This window comes from Piscibacillus halophilus (assembly GCF_900110685.1).
GTDB classification, from domain to species: domain Bacteria; phylum Bacillota; class Bacilli; order Bacillales; family Alkalibacillaceae; genus Piscibacillus; species Piscibacillus halophilus.
Genome location: NZ_FOES01000027.1, coordinates 15,326 through 35,708, shown reverse-complemented (window position 1 = coordinate 35,708; position 20,383 = coordinate 15,326). Strand labels below are relative to the sequence as shown.

Here is a 20,383-nt window from a genome sequence, read left to right as displayed (position 1 = left end):
AATGAAAGGATATATCCGAAGCATTAACCAATGGGTTAGACGTAGGATTAGACAAATTATTTGGAAGCGATGGAAAAAGGTTAAAACAAGATATAAAAGTCTTGTTCAGCTTAAAATACCAAAACAAAAAGCTTGGGAATGGGCTAATACAAGGAAGGGATATTGGTGCATAGCATGTAGCCATATACTTCACAGAGCTATTAACAATAAAATTCTCGAGAAAGCTGGTCTAAAAGACTTGAACCAACTTCTCGAGAAAGCACACTCAAACTATTGAACCGCCGTATACGGAACCGTACGTACGGTGGTGTGAGAGGTCGGAGGTTAATCACCTCCTCCTACTCGATTTAGATTAATAATTTGTGCTGTGAAGCGGTAAGGAGATCACGATAGATTCGGTTTAAGTGCGAGCTTTCCATGATCGCTGCCATACCAAGGTAACGAAAAATGACTTGGGCCCCGTGAACAGCATGCTCAGCAACCGACTTACAAAGGTCTTGAATATCGATTAAATCATCCTCAGAAATAGGTTGACCATTTACATGTTTGTTCCAAGAACGTTCAATAGCTTGATGGAATTTTTCCACTTCATCAATAAAAGGTTGCTCCATCTTATTAATTTTCCCCATTACTTGATCGAAGCGTCCGGGTTCATATTGATTCCAAAGCTCTTTCTTTTGCTGGACATGAGCTTTTGCTTCCTCAAAAAAGTGCCTTGCAATACCGATTGTTGTAGCTGCGATATTCGCCGCGGCAAAAGGGAGGAACGGATAATGATAAATCGGGTCATCAAAATGGAAGTGAGGTTTTAACACATCGAACGTTTTATAATCAGGTACAAAAGCTTCTTCCACTCGGATTGTGTGACTATTGGTTCCCTTTAAGCCAAATGCATCCCAATCTTCTATAATGTCAACTTGGTCAGGTGTAAATGTGAATGCACGTGTCATTCCTTCATTTTTTATTTGAGCATTGGCGGTAAAAACGGTCGCATTTTTTGAACCGCTACAAAATTTCCACTCGCCACTGACGATAAAACCGCCATCAACTTTTTTTGCAACTCCCGAAGCACGGTCACTTCCAGCTATGTATACATGATGCTGACTAAACACTTCCCTCGCCCACTCAAGTTCCATCGTGGTAACGAAAAAACCAGCACCAGACCCAATTTGAACGAGCCATCCAAAGCTTCCATCCACCCACGCCGCGTCTTCAAATGCTTTAATCGCCTCTGGGAAGGACACCATATTGCCACCCAATTCTTCTGGTACATATAACTTAAATAGCTTTTTGTCGTAAATGACGTCGAGTACTTCTTTTGGTAGTTCTCCTAATGTTTCAATTTTGTTAGAGTAAGATCTGATTAAATCAACGGTTTTAGAGTCGAACATTTTCTTTCACCTCATTTCAGCAATCTTTTTGAGTTCAATGGCACGTCTCTCAATAAATCGTTGCATGTATTTTTCTAGAAAAAGTTGATCAGCCAATACACCGATGAAGCCTAAAGGAGATTGATACTGAAATACATCTTTCATTAAAGTCCCTTGATCGGTTTCGATAAACTCATGAGTATGAGTAAACGAATGAAATGCTCCTTTAATCATTATGTCTTTAAAATAATAAGGGCGGTTCATTTCTATAATTTTAGCAGTTAATGTCTGCTTGACACCTAGATGCTTAGCTTTCCAAGTCACCGTGTCGCCTTTTTCCATTAAACCATGGGTGACACCCGCAATGGCTTGTTCCCCAGTGTTGGCCGTCGTTTGCATATGAACATCTACATCTCTAGTTAAATCAAAAACGTATTCAATTGGCGCATCTATTAAAATGTCATATTTAATCGTTGGCATCTTTTGTTCCTTTCCCTAACCATTTTCTAAATAATATTATAAACTATTAAGTAAGATAGAAAAAACTGGGTGGTGGAATTTAATTTTTGATGAGCTGTGTTACACTTAAACAAGATGGGGGGCTAGAATGTTGAATGTATCAGATTTTGACGCCGAAAAGAAATGGAGAAGTCTTCCAAAGGATTTACAAAAGAATTTAATTTCCAATGTATTTTGCTTTTCATGTGGGGAAACAACGATTGTAGATTATAGTGTTAGAAACGATAACCTTGGTATTTTACTAGAAGGCAAGTGTAAGCAATGTAACGCAAACGTAGCTAGGTTTATTGAAGATTAAAATCTATTTTTTAAATACCAAGATTTTGGTATAATGATGTTTGGTAAGGGGCATTAGTTCAGTGGGAGAACGCTTCACTGGCAGTGAAGAGGTCGCCGGTTCGAGTCCGGCATGCTCCATTTGGTGAAACCCCTTGGGATACAAGGGGTTTCGTTGTTGAAGTGCCAGGTATAAGCACATTTCTCATAATAGATAGATTTATAAGAACTCATAGATAAGGTGATAAATTGAAAAATAAAATAATCATAACAGTAAGTTTAATATTAGTTAGTGCAGTTTTATTTTTTCTAGCGATATGATGACACCTGATCCTGGTATGGCTCAGGAAATGGGAACCCAGCAATCATTTTTGTTTATGTCCTTATTGTTATCGGTATTATTCTAGTTTACCTTTGGTATTCATTCTCACAATCAATAATTCTATCTAAAAATGTATATTTTTATTCCCTTACTATAATTATATTTTATTGGATATTTGGGATTTTCTATAATTTATCGTATTTGAAAACTTATCGTGAATCTCTAAGAGATGCATTTTCAAAAAAACCAGCAACTGTGGAAGAAGAATATATCGTACACATCTCTTCCTCATTATTATCAATGAGTTCAAACAAGGTATACTTCAATTTGAATACTTTTATTATGTTTATACTACTAACTATATTTATAAGCATAATTTGTTATCTTTTAAAATTAACAATAGATTACATTCGAGAGTTAGTGAATAGGATTCCTTAATAAGTTTTGAAGCTGATTACTACACTTCCAAATAAATTCTACTCTGGTTAATATACTTGTATTCCTCATCTAAAGTGAAATACCCTCATAGATTTAGAAAATACCCCTATAGGATCTCGAAATTCACCTATAGGATCTCATAATACCCCTATAGATTCAGGAAACATACCGATAGAAATTCAAAACATGCCTATAGAATCAGAAAACGTGTCGATAAAATCCAAAAACATGTCCATAGATTCAGAAAACGTGTCGATAGAATCAAAAAACGTGACCATAGATTTAAAAAACATGTCTATAGGATCGATAAACATGCCGATAGAGACTTTTACTTCTTAAAAACTTTCCCGTACACATCTACATCCAAAAACTTTCCATCTTTATAGTAGTGTTCCGCTAGTGTACCTTCTTTTTCCATGCCTAGTTTAATCATGACTTTGGACGAGGCTGGGTTGATGGTTAGGGCTTGTGCCCAAACTTTGTGAATAAGAAGTTCATTTTGCGCAAAATGAGTGACTCGTTCGGCGGCTTCTGTGGCGTAGCCTTGGCTCCAGTAGCTTTTACCTACCCAATAGGCTAGTTCTCCTCGTTTATGTTGTCGATCTACTCTAATCGACATCGCACCTATTAATAGGTTTTGATCTTTTAATATAATCGCGAAAGGGTAGATTTCGCCTTTATCTATTAATTCATGATGTCGGTTAATCCAATCTTTCGCGGTATCGAGAGTGTAGGGTTGGGGAATGTTTAGGGTTGTTTCGTATATTGCGCGATCACTTGCTAGTTCATATACTCTTGGAGCATCATCAATGGTGAAAGGTCTAAGGTGTAGGCGATTAGTTGATAAATTTAGATCCATTAGAAACCCTCCGATCTTTTTAATTAATATACCATAAGCTAAACCGATTAGATGAAAAACTTTCCATAATAAATCAAATTTCTTATTTGTATCCGACTAATGTTTCAATATTCGGAAAATTGAAGGAGTTTTTCGACAAATTTCAGAATAGGTTAAAACAAAATATTGAGGAGGGATTCTATGTCGAAAAAGCGTAAACGTTTTGTATGGCTATGTAGTTCTGTGTTGGTAGGGGCAAGTTTGTTAATGCCGTCTGCTGCTTCAGCGGATATGTCACCGGGAACGCCTGATCAGCAGATTTATTCGGTTTCAGGTTTTGTGGATCATGATGAGTTATCACAAAAGCTTCAGCAAATTGAGCAGACTAGTCATGGAGAATTAGACCTTGAAGTAGCTGGTTATTCGAACCAAGGGTTAGAGATTTATAAAGCGACAGTTGGTCATGGTGACAAAGTAGTGATGATTCAAAGTGAGATTCACGGTAATGAAAAAACTGGAACGGTCGCATTGGTGAATATGCTTAAACAAATTGCGACGAATAATTCCCCAAAATATCAACAATTACGTGAAGAGCTCACCATCATTGCGGTTCCGATGATGAACCCTGATGCGTCAGAAGCTAACCGTAGAGGGAATGAATTATCTTGGGATGAAGTGGTTCAAGAGTTTCCGCAATTAGAAGAAGCATCACCATCTTGGAATTATTATACTTATGTAAATGAATATTGGGATTATGCTTCAAACCCTGGATTTGATGTTAATCGTGATTTTAATCCAGACCTAAATTACGAGCCACAAGCTAGTGATTTTCCAGGAAATTCTGCTAGCCCAGGTTGGTTTATTACACCTGAAGCACAAACGGTGAGAGATATTTATAAAGAAGCGCAAGAAGAGTTTGGAAATGTTGATGTGTTTATTGATCTTCACCACCAAGGTCAGTATTATGTCGAGGGAACAGAAGATGAAGTTACACTTTCTCTATCTGGTGTCTTTGTCCCAGACCCTAACACAGATGAAGGTGAAAAATATAGTGAGTACCAAGATGTTTATGATGGCGAGTTCGCAAAACAGTTAAACGTGGCAGCATATGACGCCTTACAAGATGTTGGGAACTCTATATTTAATCATATTTCACTATATCCTCAGGACTTAGATCTTCCTGGAACTGCGCTAGGTTCATTTGCTTTAAATGGTAGTGGGTCTGTGCTATTTGAAGTAACCGGGCAAACCCAAAATTTCGGTCAAAAGAAAAAAGGTCAATTAGTTAAAGCTGTAGAAACTGGCCTGTACGGTATCATTGAAAGTGTAGCTGATCAATCCGTTTACGATATCGACCCTAGTTTATATGATGAAATCCCGGCTACTGAACGATAATAGAGAAAATTCCTGAAAGGTTTTCCTTTCAGGAATTTTTTTGTTGGAAAAGGTACCTTTATTTTATCAAGTTGTGAATTTTTTACATTATTTAGTTATCAAAAGGCATGATATGTATAGGAGGTGAAACAATTGTCTAACCCTTTTGAAGCGGTTTGGAATTATTTAAAACAAACTGTAGATAATGTAGAAGAACCCAAGTCTCCCTTACATGTGATAGAAGTTGGTGATTGTTGGAAATATATGACGATGATGGAAGAGTTTATTCGTTATGAGGAGATTGGCTTAAACACCACCGTAGATGATGAGGTCAAAGAGATGCTTAATGATGTAGTAAAGATTTGTGAAGGACAAGTACAAAGGTTAGGCCAATTTATGAAAAATGAGGGCATACCATTACCAGACGTAACATCATCAAAACCAACTTCAGAACCCAATGATATTCCTTTAGGAGTTAAGCTGACTGATGATGAAATCGTAAACGGAATTGCTTTTAAGTTAGTAGCATGTATGAGGGAATGTGCTAAAGCACAAGCTGACTCAATAAGAGGGGACATCGGAATGATGTGGCTTCAGTTTTTTTCGGAATGGGTGACGTTTGGAACAACATTAAAAACTCTCATGCGAAAACGTGGTTGGATTAAAGTCCCACCGTATTACTATCCACCAGGTTCACCAAATTGAACATAAAAAACCAATTCATCATGCTAGAGTTGGTTTTTAAGTATAGTATATAGCTTTAACGGATGGCCCCGTGTGGTAACACGGCATGAGCCCCTTTTGATCCATTCACGACTTGTGTGATTCTAAGGTCGACAACAGTGCTGGCTAGTGCAGTCGCTTCTGTTTTCTTGACATCGTATAACTTTTGAATCAGTTGAATCATTTCATCTAGTGAAGTAGCGGTTGCTTCATTTAAGTCTTCATCAAATCCGAACGTTACCCAGCCTGCTGGTGTCCACGCGCGAGGCATGGTCAAGTTCATGTCATCATGGACTTTTAAAGTAATGTCAACTAAATCCATTGGAGCTTCGATCGCTGTTCCTGACACTTCTCCGTCTCCTTGCGCAGCATGGCCGTCCCCTACAGAGAATAATGCACCATCAACCGCAATCGGTAAAAAGAGACTACTTCCCCTGACGAGTTCTTTACAGTCTATATTTCCTCCGCAGTAACGAGGTGGAGCTGTTATATGGACTCCAGGCTCAGCAGGGGCTACACCCATCAATCCCATAAAAGGTTGAAGGCCAATATGTAATTCTCTGTCACCGATTTTGGTAGTGCCCGTCATGGTGCTTATATCTAGTTCCCAATCTAGCTGGACTTTATCTTTATTCGTCAAGCCGAGCTGATCATTTTGCCAGCTTTTAAAGCCACCTGCCCAATTGGTACCATACCAACCGGGAATTAAGTCGTTTATTCGAGCTTCTAGGACCATTCCTTTTTTTGCCCCTTTGACTTGAATTGGACCAATGATGGGATGTCCATTAACATCTTCTTTCTCTCTTGAATCGAATTTAATCTTCGGTTCACCTTTTTCTTTGGAGTAACCCCATTGAATGTCTGGAGTGGTTAATTGAACGGTGTCTCCTGATTCAATGGTTAAGATCGGTTTATAAGAGTGATCAAAAGTTCTATGGAGATTCTCCGATTTTAAGTCTAATTTATGAATCATATTCCTTCACTCCATCTCTAAGATTGTGTTCTTTATTCTTGTAATCTATTAAAGTGTTTCTATTGTCTAGTAAAAATAATTATGTCAAAATTAATAAAAATATTCAAACAAATAGGAGGAGACAGATGGAGAAAAATATTTTTTTAAATCAACTAAAAGAATTGGCTATTATTCAGGGGACTCCAGGACAAGAAATGAAAGTTGTTGAGGCTCTACGTTCTGCATTTGAACCATTATCAGATCAAGTAGAAGTCGATCAAATGGGTAATGTATATGCTTATATACAAGGTCAAGACCCTGGTCCAACGACGATGGTGTCAGCACATTCAGATGAAATTGGCTGTATCGTTCAAAATATAGATGATCACGGATTTTTGCGTATAGAAAAAACGGGTGGAGTTCTTGAGTCGTTACTTGTCGGTCGTAAAGTTAATGTGAATGGACACTTTGGAGTAATAGGAGTAAAAGCTGGTCATCTTCAAACCCCTGAAGAGAGAAAACGCCAGCCTTCCATTCATGAGCTTTATGTGGACGTTGGAGCAAAATCTAAGGATGAAGTACTGAAGATGGGCATTCAAATAGGGGACCCTATTACATACATAAGTGACATGGATCAATTTACAAATGAAGATCTGATATGCGGTAAAGCGATCGACAACCGAAGTTGTTGTGTTTTATTAATTGAATTATTTAAATCGCTCCAACATCGGAATTTTAAAGGCACGATCGTTGGAGTTGTAACAGTACAAGAAGAGGTTGGCCTAAGAGGAGCAAAAGTGGCGACCTATAAAATAAACCCGGATTATGCGATCGTATTAGATACGATTCCGTGTGCAGACACTCCAGATAGTGTAGGATCGATCCCACTAGGAATTAGCAAAGGTCCAATTATTCCTGCCCTTGCAGGTAGTTCAATTAGAGGAAATATTATGGCTCCACAAATGAAAAAATTAATTATCGACTATGCTGAGCGTGAAGATATTCCTTATCAGCTAGCCGTTTTACCCGGGGCAACAACCGATGTATCAGCGGTTCATTTAGAACGAGAGGGAATCCTAGCTGGTGCCATTACGATTCCTAGACGTTATTCTCATTCTCCAGTCGAAGTCGCTGATTTAAATGACTTTGAACAAGGTTTTAGGCTATTAAAAGCATTAGTAGAAGAAAACGGCCAGTGGGGGAATTTGGATTTTATTTAATTGTTGTAGAGACTCAATACGAAAGGTACCAAGTTTATAACAGTGTTGGTAATAATTTCTTCTAACCTATGACAAATGTCACTATCTTGTATTGATGTTTGCCATGACTTGCTTTAAACGCTAATAAGTCGCCATTCCCTTGAAACAATATAAATACCTCGCATGTCAATATGACAAATGTAAGTAAAAACTGTTGACGTTCATGACTTCTGTCAATGTGATTGTTTATTTAAAATTAAGACTAGGTATTAAAGATTGGTTTCAAGGAGGCTAATAATGGGACATTCAAAATTAGCACAACTAAAAAAGAGTATAAAACAATTTGAGCAATCAGATACAAAAGCAAGTGTTTGGCAAATGATTAATACGATACCACCCGTGTTTATTTTATGGTTTTTAGCTTACGCATCTCTATCCGTTTCCATTTGGTTATCATTGGCTTGTTCAGTGGTAGCAGCAGGGTTTGTCGTAAGAACATTTATTATTTTCCATGATTGTTGTCATGGCTCATTCTTTAAAAATAGAAAACTGAACCATTTTATTGGAACAATCACCGGGATCATCACAATGTTTCCTTATGAGAAATGGAAGCGTGAGCACTCAATTCACCATGCCACAAGTAGTAATTTAGATAAGCGAGGTACAGGTGATGTATGGATCATGACGGTGAAAGAATATGTCAAAGCGTCAAAACTTGAACGTCTTCAGTATCGTCTCTATCGGAATCCGTTTGTGATGTTCGTGTTAGGACCACTTTACTTATTCTTAGTGTCCAATCGAATGAATCGTAAAGACGCAAAGAAAAAAGAAATTCGTAACACGTATTTAACGAATGTATCCATTGTTGCACTTTCGGCTATTCTAATCCTACTCGTTGGTTGGCAAAGCTTTTTATTAGTTCACCTTCCGATTATGTTTGTCTCCGGGAGCTTAGGAATTTGGTTATTTTATGTGCAGCACCAATTCGAAGACTCTTACTTTGAAGATGAAGAAGATTGGGACTATGTCAAAGCGGCCATTGATGGAAGTTCTTATTATAAACTTCCACGCGTTTTACAATGGATTACGGGTAACATTGGTTATCACCATGTGCACCATTTAAGTCCAAAAGTTCCTAACTATTATTTAGAAGATGTACATGAAACAACACCACCATTGCAACAAGCGACTACGATTACCATGAAATCAAGCTTAAAATCAATTCGATTTAGGTTATTTGATGAAGATGAGAAAAAATTCGTAAGTTTTAAAGAGGTTAAGCCATTATTAAATCAATCAACTCAAAATATCTCTTTAAAGCATAAAGAAAGTGTATAAACGACTTGAAAAGCCTTCAGTTTTTAATTGAAGGCTTTTTCTTTGGTATAATGAGAGCAATCGTTAAGAAAGGACATTCATTATATGCAGAATTGGTATAATATTTTTCCGAAGAATATTAGTTTAAGTATATATGCTTGGATCATTTTTAGTTTGTTGCCATTTTATTTTATATTTCGATCAACCTCTCTGCTTGAGAGCATTATAGGAACGATTCTGATATTAATCTTTTTTGCTGCCTATCGTTTATCGTTTTTACAAAATGGATGGTTATTATATGTTTGCGTATCCATCATGATGTTAATCAGTATTGGAATGTCATTAGTTTACGGATATGTATACTTTGCCTTGTTTTTAGCGTTTTTTATTGGAAACGTGAAGCATAAAGGTGGGTTTATTACCCTTTACGTCGTTCATATTGTAACAACGATTGCGGCAGCTGGTTTCAGTGTTTTAACCCAAGAGGAGCTATTTCAATATCAGTTACCGTTTATCGTCATTGCGATCTTAGGGGTTATTTTATTACCGATCAATACATATAACCGTTTAAAACGGCAGAAATTAGAAGCTCAATTGGTCGATGCGAATGAAAAAATTTCACAGCTTTTAATATATGAAGAACGGCAGCGTATTGCTCGTGACTTACACGATACGTTAGGTCAAAAGCTATCATTAATCGGGTTAAAAAGTGACTTAGCGAAAAGGCTCATTGACCGTGATTCGTTAAAAGCTAAAAGTGAGATTACCGATATTCATAAAACGGCCAGAACGGCATTGAAAGAAGTGCGAGATATGCTTTCGGATATGCGCGGAGCGAAGTTAGATGAGGAGATTCAACATGTCAAGCAACTATTAGATGCAGCTGGAATTGAAATTGTCATAGAAGGTGATCAACAGTTAACTCAGTCACCAGCATTAGTTGAAGATGTGTTAAGCATGTGTTTGAAAGAAGCCGTCACGAATGTTGTCAAACATAGTGAGGCGAGTCAATGTTTGATTAATATAGAAGAATCTTCCGATGGTGTAAATTTGGTCATTCAGGATAATGGAGTTGGAATGAATCAATCCCGTCAATCTAAAGGGCACGGATTAAGGGGAATCACTGAACGTTTAGAGTTTGTGAATGGTGAATTTAAGTTAAGCTCACAAGATGGAACCAAAATAGAGATAAAAATTCCGAATGTGGCACAGTCAAAAGGGAGGAAGCTAAATGATTAAAATAGTCATTGCAGAAGATCAACAAATGTTACTCGGAGCATTAGGATCACTCCTCGATTTAGAAGATGATATGGAAGTCGTTGGGCAAGCGTCAAATGGGGAAGAAGTAGTACAACTAGTTAGGCAGTTGAATCCTGATATTTGTATTATGGATATTGAAATGCCTGTCAAAAGCGGACTAGATGCCGCAGAGGAATTGAAAGATGCCCCTTGTAAAACGATCATTTTAACCACTTTTGCACGATCAGGTTATTTTGAACGAGCGAGAAAAGCTCAGGTGAGTGGGTATTTGTTAAAAGATAGTCCAAGTGAAGAACTCGCAGATTCCATTCGTTCGATTTTGAAAGGAAAAAAAGTTTATGCACCAGAATTAATCGACCTTGCGTTTGAAGAACCTAATCCTTTAACCGAACGTGAAACAGAGGTTATTAAATTAATTGCTGAAGGCTTGAGTACGAAAGAAATCGCTCAGAAGCTTTTTTTAACGTATGGAACGGTTCGAAACTATATCTCTGTTATCTTTGATAAGTTGGAAGTCTCGAACCGTGTGGAGGCTGTATCGAAAATTAAAGAAAAAGGTTGGCTTAAGTAAATAAGAGTATTCCTAAGGTTGGATCATCCACTTTTACATTAGGGAAAATAAACGTCCAAGGCATACTCGTATTAGGTGGAATGTTTAATCGAGGAACATTGAAGTCGTGTTCTGCTATGGGTTCGTCTAGAGTTTTGTATACAACGTGTACGTTTTCAAATGATTTCGTTTCTGTTGCTCGGTTGTGTAAGAGTACAGTAACTAACAATTCATTTTTATGATTATTTGCATGCCATAATGTAACAGGCTCGAAGTCCAGTTCATTATGGTCCTTTGTTTCGTCAAAAACTTCTTCAATTTTACGTCTGTCTTGTTCTGATAAGGTCTTGTCCCATTTTTCTTCAAATTGAAGTTGTTGCATGCGTCACCCTCCAAAAGGAAACTCTATTTGATATCATTATAATGGATAAAGGTTTGAACCTAAAGCTTGGTATACTATAATAACGATGGAGTTGAATGAACAGTTGGAGTGAATCATATGTCAATCATAATTATAGGTGGCGGTATCCTAGGGGCTTCTACGGCTTATCATTTAGCAAAAGCTGGGGAAGATGTAACTTTAATTGACCGTAAAGATTTAGGGCAAGCAACTGACGCCGCAGCAGGCATTGTTTGTCCATGGCTATCTCAACGTCGTAATAAAGCTTGGTATCGGATGGTGAAGGGTGGAGCTCGTTATTACCCTGAACTCGTTGAAGCTTTAACTGATGATGGTGAAACAGATGTAGGTTATAAAAAAGTCGGAACACTTAGTTTACATACTGACCAAACGAAACTAGAAAAAATGGTCGAACGAGCCAAAAAACGTCGAGAAGACGCGCCAGAAATTGGAGATATTGAGTTGTTGTCTTCAAGCGAAGCGCAAGAGTACTTTCCTCTATTAGCTGATGGTTACGGTGCTGTTTACGTTAGTGGAGGCGCGCGGGTAGATGGTCGAGCTATGCGCGATTCTTTATTAAATGCAGCTAAGAAAAATGGAGCCAACGTCCTGAATGGGTCAGCTAATCTATTTACTGATTCAAATGAGGTAGTAGGTGTTGAGGTGAATGGTAAAACAATTCATGCAGACAAAATCGTGGATACGAGTGGTGCCTGGTCGAAGCAGCTGTTAACCCCACTCGGTTTAACATTCAAGGTAACGCACCAGCGTGCTCAAATTATTCACTTAAATATTCCAGGAATAGATACAAGCAAATGGCCTGTGATTATGCCACCGAATAATGCTTATCTATTGTCGTTCGGTGATGGACGAATGGTCGTAGGGGCAACCCGAACTGATGAAGTAGAATTTGATTATCGAAACACGACAGGGGCCATTCATGAGATCCTAGGCAAGGCATTAGAAATCGCCCCAGGTTTAGATAATAGTTCGATTGTGGAAACAAGAGTAGGGTTTAGACCATATACACCAGGTTTCCTTCCGATGATAGGTCCTGTCCCACATTTTAAAAACTTATGGGTGGCAAATGGATTAGGTGCATCAGGATTAACTAGTGGCCCGTATTTAGGGGCTGAGCTAGCCAGACTCACTCTTGGGAAAACAATGGAACTCAACATCGAAGATTACGATGTGAATCATGCGATTGAAGCTATATAAACTTTTAACAGGCTCCCTTATCTATTAACAAACATAATATTTGTAACTTAAAAAGACTACCAAATTGTCATTCAATTTGTGGTCTTTTTTTATGGCGCGAGCTCGGTATTTTTGTATAAATCTGAATTTAGTTTGAAATATTATGCTAGTATTTTATTAGAAGATATATCGAAAATGTGGTTATTTATGAAGAAATACTAAACAAAAAAGGAGTGATCTTATGTGTAGAAACATTAAAAGATTATATAATTTTGATCCACCAGCTACCAATGAAGAGATATATGCTGCATCTCTTCAGTATGTCAGAAAGATTACAGGCTTTAATAAACCTTCGAAGATTAACGAAGAGGCATTTAATCAAGCGATTAATGAAATAGCTAACGTCACTAGGGAATTATTGAATACGTTGGAGACAAAAGCGGAGCCTCGTAACCGAGAGGTAGAAGCTGAGCGTGCCCGTATGAGAGCAGCTAAGAGATTTGGAACATACTAATTGAACTATCGTTGCAGTTTAGTTGAATATGGTAATTAAGCAGGCGATAGCTCTTTTCTTCTATTAGACTTGGTACACTAACCGTGGCGAACTCTCACCATTTTAATAGATTAGTAAGGAATCTAATATAAAGAGGTGAGAGTATGTTTCAATATTCTATGATTCAATCCGTTAGGCATCATGCTCGTAAACTGGATCGAATGTTACGAGATGAATTAATTCACATGTATCAGCCACTTAAATATACGCCTTGTTTTTTACACAAATATATAGAAAAGCTTTTTAAGAAAACAAAACGATACAAAGTGGTCATTCAATTTGATCAAAATAATTGTGATCTTGACAATGAAATGAATAATATACACAAAATCACCGATCGTCATTTTGGTTGCCGATTTGAAAAGAGTTTATCTACTGTAGGGTGTTGTTCTGCTAAGCTAACACCAGATGCAATTGTCGATGTTTTAGATCAATGTAAACACGTAAAAAAAGTTTTTGCCGATCGAGAGGTAAAGGCACTTCTTGATGTTGCAACACCGACTGTAGGAGCTGACGATTTAGTTAGAAATGGTACTGAATTAACAGGGAAAGGTGTCAATGTAGCGGTTATCGATACAGGAATTTATCCTCATGCTGATTTAGAGGGACGTATAGTGGGTTTTGTAGATTTCGTAGATGGTCAAGAAGAGGCTTATGATGATAACGGACATGGTACTCATTGTGCAGGTGATGTAGCAGGGGATGGTGCGATGTCAGATGGTCAATATCAAGCACCTGCTCCAAAAGCTAATGTAATAGGTGTTAAGGTTTTAGATAAAATGGGTTCTGGGTCGCTATCGACAGTCATGGAAGGGGTTCAATGGTGCATTGAACATCAGGAAGAATTTAATATTGATGTGATATCGATGTCTCTTGGAAGCCCAGCCAATAGCTCCTATCCAACTGAGGATGACGACCCTATGGTCCAAGTCGTTGAGGCAGCTTGGGATGCAGGAATGGTCGTATGTGTAGCGGCAGGTAATGAAGGACCAGATCATCAAACCATCGCAAGTCCAGGAATTAGTGATAAAGTGATTACAGTGGGAGCCATGGACGATCGAGGAACGGCGGATTATGAAGATGATGACATTGCTGAATTCTCAAGTCGTGGTCCAACGATCTATAATGAAGTGAAACCAGATGTTGTCGCACCTGGTGTTGATATTATATCTTTACGTGCTCCGAATTCATATTTTGATAAGATTCAAAAGGCTGCTAGAGTAGGAGAATATTATACAACCATGTCAGGGACATCAATGGCAACCCCTATATGTGCTGGAGTTGTCGCTCTCATGCTGGAGTATAACCCAGATTGGACACCTGATGAAGTTAAGGCACAATTAATGGAACACGCAGAAGGTTTTGGTGATGCCAATACCTATGGTGCAGGATTAATTCAAGTGGATCGCGTTGTGCAAGATAACTAGAAAATATAGTTGCAATTGCTATATCATTTTGTCATACTAATGATGATAAAATCATAACTAGATTTAAGTTGTAGGGGGACCAGTGTTGCTGGTTGAGATTGTATCCGTAAGATACTGACCCTTAGAACCTGAACTGGCTAGCACCAGCGTAGGGAACACAAGGCTGTTATCAAATGTTGACATTCGTGTACCCTAGGCTTATCCTAGGGTATTTTTTATTAAAAATATCCTCCCAACTAATCTAGTTATGATATACATAAGGAGGATTCATCATGAAAAAATTTATAGGAGCTATCTTTATCATTTTATTGCTCACCGCTTGTGGTGGGAATGACGGTGAGGAAAGCCAAGAGCTAGAAGAAATACAATTTGTCTTAGATTGGACGCCAAACACGAATCACACAGGTATTTATGTCGCTCAAGATCAAGGGTATTTTGAAGAAGAAGGCTTAGATGTCGAAATCATTATGCCAGGTGAAGCAGGGGCGGATCAGTTAATTGCATCTGGACAAGCCGATTTCGGAATCAGCTATCAAGAAGGTATTACAGAAGCAAGAGTACAAGATGTTCCAATTGTTTCTATCGCAGCTATCATTCAACATAATACATCTGGTTTTGCTTCTCCTGAAGATAAAAACATTACCTCTCCAAAAGATTTTGAAGGTAAAAAGTACGGAGGATGGGGTGCACCATTGGAAGAAGCGGTTCTTTCTTCTATTATGCAACAAGAAGATGCAAATGTTGAAGAAGTTGAAATTGTGAATATCGGTGATGCTGACTTTTTTGCAGCCGTTGAACGAGACGTTGATTTCGCCTGGATTTATTATGGTTGGACAGGAATTGAAGCAGAGCTACGTGGAACACCTATTAACATGATTTATTTAACGGATTACAGTGAAAAGCTGGATTACTATACGCCAGTCATCGCGACTAGTGAAGATATGATTGAAAATGAATCTGAAACGGTCCAAATATTTATGAATGCAGCTACAAAAGGATATCAGTTCGCAATTGATCACCCTGAAGATGCTGCTGATATCTTAATTGAAGCGGTGCCTGACTTAGACCCTGAATTAGTGAAGGCTAGTCAAGATTGGTTATCACCAAGATATCAAGATGATGCAGAGCAGTGGGGTATACAGGAACTTGAAGTATGGGAAAACTATGCTGAATGGATGTTAGAACATGACTTGTTGGAAGATCCCTTAGATGCTGAAAAAGCCTTTACAAATGAATTCTTACCTGGGGAGGAGTCATGATTGGCTATTACACTTGTAAGCATACAAATCATACCCAAAACGAAAAATGGAGAAGATGTGATTCCTTACGTTGATGAAGCGATCCAAGTCATTGAAGAATCTGGTGTGAATTATCAAGTCAATGCTTTAGAAACAACATTGGAAGGGGATTTATCACATTTATTATCCGTTGTTGAAAAAATGAATAAAAAAATGATTGAGGTTGGAAGCCCGAGTGTGATTTCGCAAGTGAAAATTGCTTATCACCCAGAAGGCATTACCATGGATCAATTAACGGAGAAATATCGATGATGAATGCATTATGGAAACAAGGATGGAGACCAGCTTTGGTCCTCATCCTTCTCTTTATCGTTTGGGAAACATCTGTATCTATGTTTGACATTCCGGCATGGCTATTACCATCACCGACTCAGATCATTGAAGTCGGTATAACAGATTGGCCGGGGTACTCACATCATGTTTGGGCAACGATTCAGCTGATCATAGTGGGTTTTCTAATTGGAAGTGGGACAGGTATTGTGGTGGCTATTGCACTACATTTAGTACCATTTTTAAGACAGGCGACTTACCCTTTAATTATTTTATCGCAAAATATCCCTGTCATCGTGTTGGCACCATTACTTGTTGTATGGTTTGGTTTTGGAATGTTACCTAAAATTATTGTGATTACCCTTGTTTGCTTCTTTCCAATTGCGATTGCTTTATTGGACGGGTTTAGGCAAACTGATCGTGATCTCATGCATTACATGCAGATGGCTGGTGCAACTCGCCAACAATTGTTTTGGAAGCTTGAATGGCCTCATGCACTCCCCTCGTTATTTTCAGGTTTAAAAATTTCTGCCACATATAGTGTCATGGGTGCAGTTATTTCAGAGTGGTTAGGTGCAAGTCGTGGAATAGGATATTATATGACGTTAGCGTCTTCATCTTATCGAACAGATCGTGTCTTTGTAGCCATTATCATTATTGTTGCCCTTAGTTTATTATTCTTTCTATTAATTAATTGGTTGGAGAAGATGACGATTCGTTGGCGCTCATCTGGGGAGGGTGGTTCTAGTGACGCATCTTGAAATACAAAACATTAGTAAATCATTTGGAGAAAATGAAGTATTAGATCAGCTCAACTTCTCAGTCCATCAAGGTGAATTCGTATCTTTGCTTGGGCCCTCTGGGAGTGGAAAGAGTACATTATTTGGCATCATTGGTGGGATGATCCTTCCCAATTCAGGTGATGTGATATTAAACGGTGAAAGTATTAAGGGGAAACGTGGCTCTATTAGTTATACTCCTCAAACTCCTTCATTACTTCCATGGCGAACAATCCTTAATAATGTGTTATTAGGTCAAGAGCTAACAGGAAAGAAAGACCGTGAGAAAGCATTACAAATGATTGATAGAGCCGGGTTAAAATCTTATGAGAACTCTTATCCTCATGAGTTGTCAGGCGGTATGAAGCAACGCGTTTCATTTATTCGCAGTGTGTTAAGTCCGCAATCGTTAATTTTATTAGATGAACCCTTCTCTGCTTTGGATGAGTTTACTAGAACCGATATGCAAAAATGGCTTCTAGATATGTGGGAGCAAACGAAGCGATCTATATTATTTGTTACACATAACATAGAGGAAGCGGTATTTTTATCCGATCGAGTCATCATTCTATCTCCAAGACCAGCATCGGTTTTAAAAGAATTTCAGGTTCCGTTTGAAAGACCAAGACGCGAAGAACTATTATTATCGGATGAATTTTTGCAGTTTAAGAAAGAGATTTATCAGGAAATGAGACATGCTCAAGTTTAAAGCTCGCCTTAGTGCGAGTTTTTTATTTAAGTAAGCTTTTATATAGACTCTGAAGGTTACTTACTATAAGTGCAATCGAAATTAAACCAATCATGACAATTGGGTTTCCTTCTCCAAATAGCTTTTCTAATAAATTGCTACCAGATAAGCAAATTCTCCTAATTATTTGACATAAATGGATATTATCCTATGTAATTTTCATTTTTGTCATTAATTCTTTTTAGCTTTTAGGCATATAATTATGTTAAAGTAGTATTAAATAGGAGGGTTGTTATGATCCAAAATCAATTAATCATTCGTGATGAAAAGAATAATCCGTTGAAACTAAAAGCATTACGCATGGCTAACTATGTCCGTGCTCAATTTATTGAAGCCATAAGTGAGAAACAAGAATTATATTATCTGTTTTATTATGAGAGTGAATTTTTAACAGCGAAAAAAGTAACCAAGCTTCGCCGTCACTCCTTAATTGAACGGGCTTTTAAAAACGGCCTAACCTTCCAAGCTCCACATCCATTTATTCATTTATTATCTACATCTAATCCATCATCTAAAATCATCAACAATAAACAATTGCTTCGTAAATTAAATCAGCATTTTTCAAAACAAGAAAAAGCTTATATCTTAACGTTCTTCGAATCATTTATATCCAAAAAACAACTATTCAATGAGATAAAAGATATGTTTTATGAAGATCGACGTGGTGGTCAATTATTTTCGGCGTATCGCTTGATTCGAATTATGAAAGATTTTGCCCCTAACCATAGTCTAGTCAAATCCCTTTCGAGTGACCTCATTTATAAAGACTTCGCTAAAATGTATTATGACCGGACTGAAGAACTATTCCAAGAAGACTTAATTGAATCTGAAAAAATAATGTTCCATGAACTAAACACATATGGTGAAAAGCTTTCGAATCAATTGGAAATAGATCATCGTTGGTTAGAGTTAGTGATGTGGCGTTCCCTTCAGTTAAAAGCTTCACCTGAACCACATGTCTTTGAATCCCTACAGTTCACTTTAAAGCAACACTTCTCTGAGCATGAATCCATCAGTGTGTTAGAACAACTGGCACAAGATGTGACGTACTCCCCTTTACAAGAACACTTATTTTCAAAATACCTTGAAACAAATCAAGTAGATAAAGTATCTCAGCTTTTAAAGCAAAATCAACATTTGTTATCTCCTCAAGATCTCGATCAAATTTCTCAAACATTATCCGAAAAAACTCCTAGCGAACTAAATATTCCGATTGAATCGTTGCAAATATTACTGATCCAAGTATTGAAGCAACGACATGATTTAGCAGAAAATCTATTGCATAAATATATAGGTGATTTGTTAACGAAACATGAGTTATCCACCATTCATAAATGGCTTGAACCGTTTAGGGAAGTATGTGGAGAGTTAAAGGTCATCGAAAAGTTCGATCGTATATATCAAATGAGTGAGGATTTAGACCATATGCAATCGCTAGGTGAGTTGTATTATGAATTTAAGCAATGGAAGCAGGCTTTAGAATGCTTCAGTATGGAGTCTGAATTAAAACCAGATGAGGCCAAACCGTTAAAATGGTTGTCCAAAACTTACTTAGAATTGGGTATGAAAGATGAATCTGATGCATATCAAAAGATGTATATTCAAATACAAAAACAGGCTTAATTTGAAAGTATAGTACAATAGAAATGACATATGAGAAAAGGGTGTGGGACAAAAGATAAATAGGTCAATAAAATACGAACGAAAATGAAGTTAGCGTAGTCAAAATGCGAGACTCCAGGTCGGCTAAAAGCGGCCACGTCCTGTGGCCAACGCCGACACTAGATCATCCAGATCGTCGCAGAACAGCACGAGCTGAAAATCACGCCAAACGAACGGAAGTGAGTTTGGGGAAGTTGAAGCCGTGCCTGCGGAAAGCGAAGCATTTTGACGTAGCTTACAATAAAGAAGGCGAACCATGGATGTTTAATACAGTCTAATATTCGCCTTCTTTTATATAATAATTATTTTTGTCTCAGACTCTTTCTCATTATCTTTTCTTATCAATTTTTTCAACAATAACTGCTACCACTTTATTTTCGTGAATTCCAAATTCTATATTTATCATATGATCTTTATCAAAATATCCAAGCGTTTCTATGTTGCTTTCAACTCTTTCATAATAATTCTGACCATATTCTTTAATGACTCGATCTTTAGAATCTCCAATTACAATCCCTTTTGTCGTTTCATAATTTTCCTGGATGTAGTAACGATTAACTTTTTCTTCTATTAACCCAAATTCTATACCATCGTAAATCAGATATTGAGATTTAGGATTTTCCACTTCTTCAACTTGATTAGGTATACCGAAAGCTTCTAATATATCGTTTTTATTAGAACTTATAGAAATAGAATTTATGTTTTCTTGAGAAAGATCAATACTCTCTGTACTTTGATAAAAGTTCATTATATCCTTTTCTAAAGGGTCACACCCTACTAAAATTACAATTATCAAAACACAAAGAAGGAATGTTGTCATAATATTTTTGTACAAAAACGATAGCCTCCAATTTTGGATTGAATCAGTATTTTTGTTTTGTTAAGGTAAAAGTTTACTACTTGATTCGACA

General features: G+C 37.5%; 21 protein-coding genes, 1 tRNA gene, 1 pseudogene and 1 riboswitch. Of the genes and pseudogenes, 17 read left to right on the top strand and 6 right to left on the bottom strand.

The genetic code is table 11. The features are described from left to right. Positions 1-277, top strand: a pseudogene (locus BMY57_RS16190) (group II intron reverse transcriptase/maturase); the annotation flags it as partial. A gap of 70 nt (positions 278-347) precedes the next feature. On the opposite strand, the gene BMY57_RS11245 reads toward BMY57_RS16190, so the two are convergent. Both BMY57_RS11245 and BMY57_RS11240 read right to left on the bottom strand, forming a co-directional pair. Beyond that, a complete protein-coding gene (locus tag BMY57_RS11245; RefSeq protein ID WP_091774343.1) occupies positions 348-1,391 on the bottom strand; it encodes an acyl-CoA dehydrogenase family protein in 1,044 nt (347 codons plus the stop codon). A gap of 6 nt (positions 1,392-1,397) precedes the next feature. Continuing rightward, complete coding sequence (locus tag BMY57_RS11240; RefSeq protein ID WP_091774341.1) at positions 1,398-1,850, bottom strand: SRPBCC family protein; 453 nt, start codon at positions 1,848-1,850, stop codon at positions 1,398-1,400. A 130-nt stretch (positions 1,851-1,980) separates the two neighbouring features. On the opposite strand from BMY57_RS11240, the gene BMY57_RS11235 reads away from it, so the two are divergent. Both BMY57_RS11235 and BMY57_RS11230 read left to right on the top strand, forming a co-directional pair. Then, positions 1,981-2,187, top strand: coding sequence for a hypothetical protein (locus tag BMY57_RS11235; RefSeq protein ID WP_091774351.1), 207 nt, complete (start codon positions 1,981-1,983; stop codon positions 2,185-2,187). Between the two features lie 47 nt (positions 2,188-2,234). Then, positions 2,235-2,306, top strand: a tRNA-Ala gene (locus BMY57_RS11230). Between the two features lie 947 nt (positions 2,307-3,253). Here BMY57_RS11230 and BMY57_RS11225 read toward each other — a convergent pair. Further along, the gene (locus BMY57_RS11225; protein ID WP_091774339.1) at positions 3,254-3,784 is read right to left on the bottom strand and encodes a GNAT family N-acetyltransferase; all 531 of its coding nucleotides are present in this window, start codon (positions 3,782-3,784) and stop codon (positions 3,254-3,256) included. 180 nt (positions 3,785-3,964) lie between these two features. Between BMY57_RS11225 and BMY57_RS11220 the strand changes: the two genes are divergently transcribed. Both BMY57_RS11220 and BMY57_RS11215 read left to right on the top strand, forming a co-directional pair. Further along, positions 3,965-5,158 carry a M14 family zinc carboxypeptidase gene (locus BMY57_RS11220; RefSeq protein ID WP_091774337.1) on the top strand — a complete coding sequence of 398 codons (1,194 nt, stop codon included), beginning with the start codon at positions 3,965-3,967 and terminating at the stop codon, positions 5,156-5,158. Between the two features lie 132 nt (positions 5,159-5,290). Beyond that, complete coding sequence (locus BMY57_RS11215) at positions 5,291-5,842, top strand: DUF3231 family protein (protein WP_091774335.1); 552 nt, start codon at positions 5,291-5,293, stop codon at positions 5,840-5,842. Positions 5,843-5,897: 55 nt separating this feature from the next. Here BMY57_RS11215 and BMY57_RS11210 read toward each other — a convergent pair whose 3' ends face one another. Further along, positions 5,898-6,833, bottom strand: coding sequence for an acetamidase/formamidase family protein (locus tag BMY57_RS11210; RefSeq protein ID WP_091774333.1), 936 nt, complete (start codon positions 6,831-6,833; stop codon positions 5,898-5,900). A 125-nt stretch (positions 6,834-6,958) separates the two neighbouring features. Between BMY57_RS11210 and BMY57_RS11205 the strand changes: the two genes are divergently transcribed. The 4 genes from BMY57_RS11205 to BMY57_RS11190 all read left to right on the top strand — a co-directional run bounded on the left by BMY57_RS11205 (position 6,959) and on the right by BMY57_RS11190 (position 11,159). Continuing rightward, positions 6,959-8,032, top strand: a complete 1,074-nt coding sequence (locus tag BMY57_RS11205; RefSeq protein ID WP_091774331.1) for a M42 family metallopeptidase — start codon at positions 6,959-6,961, stop codon at positions 8,030-8,032. A gap of 276 nt (positions 8,033-8,308) precedes the next feature. After that, entirely contained in the window at positions 8,309-9,349 is a 1,041-nt protein-coding gene (gene desA / locus BMY57_RS11200; RefSeq protein ID WP_091774329.1) for a Delta(5) desaturase DesA, read from the top strand. A gap of 84 nt (positions 9,350-9,433) precedes the next feature. Continuing rightward, positions 9,434-10,567 (top strand): sensor histidine kinase, encoded by a 1,134-nt coding sequence (locus BMY57_RS11195; protein ID WP_091774327.1) that lies wholly within the window; start codon positions 9,434-9,436, stop codon positions 10,565-10,567. Further along, complete coding sequence (locus BMY57_RS11190; protein WP_091774325.1) at positions 10,560-11,159, top strand: response regulator transcription factor; 600 nt, start codon at positions 10,560-10,562, stop codon at positions 11,157-11,159. The genes BMY57_RS11195 and BMY57_RS11190 overlap by 8 nt, the downstream gene beginning before the upstream one ends. Here BMY57_RS11190 and BMY57_RS11185 read toward each other — a convergent pair. Continuing rightward, positions 11,152-11,520: an SLAP domain-containing protein gene (locus BMY57_RS11185; RefSeq protein ID WP_091774323.1), complete on the bottom strand. Its 369-nt coding sequence runs from the start codon at positions 11,518-11,520 to the stop codon at positions 11,152-11,154. The two genes, BMY57_RS11190 and BMY57_RS11185, sit on opposite strands and share 8 nt — an antisense overlap. Before the next feature lie 117 nt (positions 11,521-11,637). Here BMY57_RS11185 and BMY57_RS11180 point away from each other — a divergent pair, with 117 nt between their 5' ends. The 8 genes from BMY57_RS11180 to BMY57_RS11145 all read left to right on the top strand — a co-directional run bounded on the left by BMY57_RS11180 (position 11,638) and on the right by BMY57_RS11145 (position 19,433). Next, positions 11,638-12,756, top strand: a complete 1,119-nt coding sequence (locus BMY57_RS11180) for an NAD(P)/FAD-dependent oxidoreductase (RefSeq protein ID WP_091774321.1) — start codon at positions 11,638-11,640, stop codon at positions 12,754-12,756. 220 nt (positions 12,757-12,976) lie between these two features. Continuing rightward, positions 12,977-13,249, top strand: a complete 273-nt coding sequence (locus tag BMY57_RS11175; protein ID WP_091774319.1) for a DUF2277 domain-containing protein — start codon at positions 12,977-12,979, stop codon at positions 13,247-13,249. A 143-nt stretch (positions 13,250-13,392) separates the two neighbouring features. Further along, the gene (locus BMY57_RS11170; protein WP_091774317.1) at positions 13,393-14,715 is read left to right on the top strand and encodes a S8 family peptidase; all 1,323 of its coding nucleotides are present in this window, start codon (positions 13,393-13,395) and stop codon (positions 14,713-14,715) included. 62 nt (positions 14,716-14,777) lie between these two features. Then, positions 14,778-14,887, top strand: a riboswitch (TPP riboswitch). 100 nt (positions 14,888-14,987) lie between these two features. Further along, positions 14,988-15,974 carry an ABC transporter substrate-binding protein gene (locus BMY57_RS11165; RefSeq protein WP_091774315.1) on the top strand — a complete coding sequence of 329 codons (987 nt, stop codon included), beginning with the start codon at positions 14,988-14,990 and terminating at the stop codon, positions 15,972-15,974. After that, the gene (locus tag BMY57_RS11160; RefSeq protein WP_091774313.1) at positions 15,975-16,265 is read left to right on the top strand and encodes a thiamine-binding protein; all 291 of its coding nucleotides are present in this window, start codon (positions 15,975-15,977) and stop codon (positions 16,263-16,265) included. It begins immediately after the preceding gene. Further along, complete coding sequence (locus BMY57_RS11155) at positions 16,265-17,044, top strand: ABC transporter permease (RefSeq protein WP_423809564.1); 780 nt, start codon at positions 16,265-16,267, stop codon at positions 17,042-17,044. The genes BMY57_RS11160 and BMY57_RS11155 overlap by 1 nt, the downstream gene beginning before the upstream one ends. After that, positions 17,031-17,771, top strand: a complete 741-nt coding sequence (locus tag BMY57_RS11150; protein ID WP_091774309.1) for an ABC transporter ATP-binding protein — start codon at positions 17,031-17,033, stop codon at positions 17,769-17,771. Before BMY57_RS11155 ends, BMY57_RS11150 begins: the two co-directional genes overlap by 14 nt. A gap of 273 nt (positions 17,772-18,044) precedes the next feature. Then, positions 18,045-19,433 (top strand): hypothetical protein, encoded by a 1,389-nt coding sequence (locus BMY57_RS11145; protein WP_091774307.1) that lies wholly within the window; start codon positions 18,045-18,047, stop codon positions 19,431-19,433. A gap of 367 nt (positions 19,434-19,800) precedes the next feature. Here BMY57_RS11145 and BMY57_RS11140 read toward each other — a convergent pair whose 3' ends face one another. Then, positions 19,801-20,307: a hypothetical protein gene (locus BMY57_RS11140; RefSeq protein ID WP_091774305.1), complete on the bottom strand. Its 507-nt coding sequence runs from the start codon at positions 20,305-20,307 to the stop codon at positions 19,801-19,803. Between the last annotated feature and the right edge of the window lie 76 nt (positions 20,308-20,383).

Coding starts and splice junctions, on each gene's coding strand:
- BMY57_RS11245 (WP_091774343.1), bottom strand. CDS start 1,391: ATGTTCGACTCTAAAACCGTTGATTTAATCAGATCTTACTCTAACAAA.
- BMY57_RS11240 (WP_091774341.1), bottom strand. CDS start 1,850: ATGCCAACGATTAAATATGACATTTTAATAGATGCGCCAATTGAATAC.
- BMY57_RS11225 (WP_091774339.1), bottom strand. CDS start 3,784: ATGGATCTAAATTTATCAACTAATCGCCTACACCTTAGACCTTTCACC.
- BMY57_RS11220 (WP_091774337.1), top strand. CDS start 3,965: ATGTCGAAAAAGCGTAAACGTTTTGTATGGCTATGTAGTTCTGTGTTG.
- BMY57_RS11210 (WP_091774333.1), bottom strand. CDS start 6,833: ATGATTCATAAATTAGACTTAAAATCGGAGAATCTCCATAGAACTTTT.
- BMY57_RS11205 (WP_091774331.1), top strand. CDS start 6,959: ATGGAGAAAAATATTTTTTTAAATCAACTAAAAGAATTGGCTATTATT.
- desA (WP_091774329.1), top strand. CDS start 8,309: ATGGGACATTCAAAATTAGCACAACTAAAAAAGAGTATAAAACAATTT.
- BMY57_RS11195 (WP_091774327.1), top strand. CDS start 9,434: ATGCAGAATTGGTATAATATTTTTCCGAAGAATATTAGTTTAAGTATA.
- BMY57_RS11190 (WP_091774325.1), top strand. CDS start 10,560: ATGATTAAAATAGTCATTGCAGAAGATCAACAAATGTTACTCGGAGCA.
- BMY57_RS11185 (WP_091774323.1), bottom strand. CDS start 11,520: ATGCAACAACTTCAATTTGAAGAAAAATGGGACAAGACCTTATCAGAA.
- BMY57_RS11180 (WP_091774321.1), top strand. CDS start 11,638: ATGTCAATCATAATTATAGGTGGCGGTATCCTAGGGGCTTCTACGGCT.
- BMY57_RS11175 (WP_091774319.1), top strand. CDS start 12,977: ATGTGTAGAAACATTAAAAGATTATATAATTTTGATCCACCAGCTACC.
- BMY57_RS11170 (WP_091774317.1), top strand. CDS start 13,393: ATGTTTCAATATTCTATGATTCAATCCGTTAGGCATCATGCTCGTAAA.
- BMY57_RS11165 (WP_091774315.1), top strand. CDS start 14,988: ATGAAAAAATTTATAGGAGCTATCTTTATCATTTTATTGCTCACCGCT.
- BMY57_RS11155 (WP_423809564.1), top strand. CDS start 16,265: ATGAATGCATTATGGAAACAAGGATGGAGACCAGCTTTGGTCCTCATC.
- BMY57_RS11145 (WP_091774307.1), top strand. CDS start 18,045: ATGATCCAAAATCAATTAATCATTCGTGATGAAAAGAATAATCCGTTG.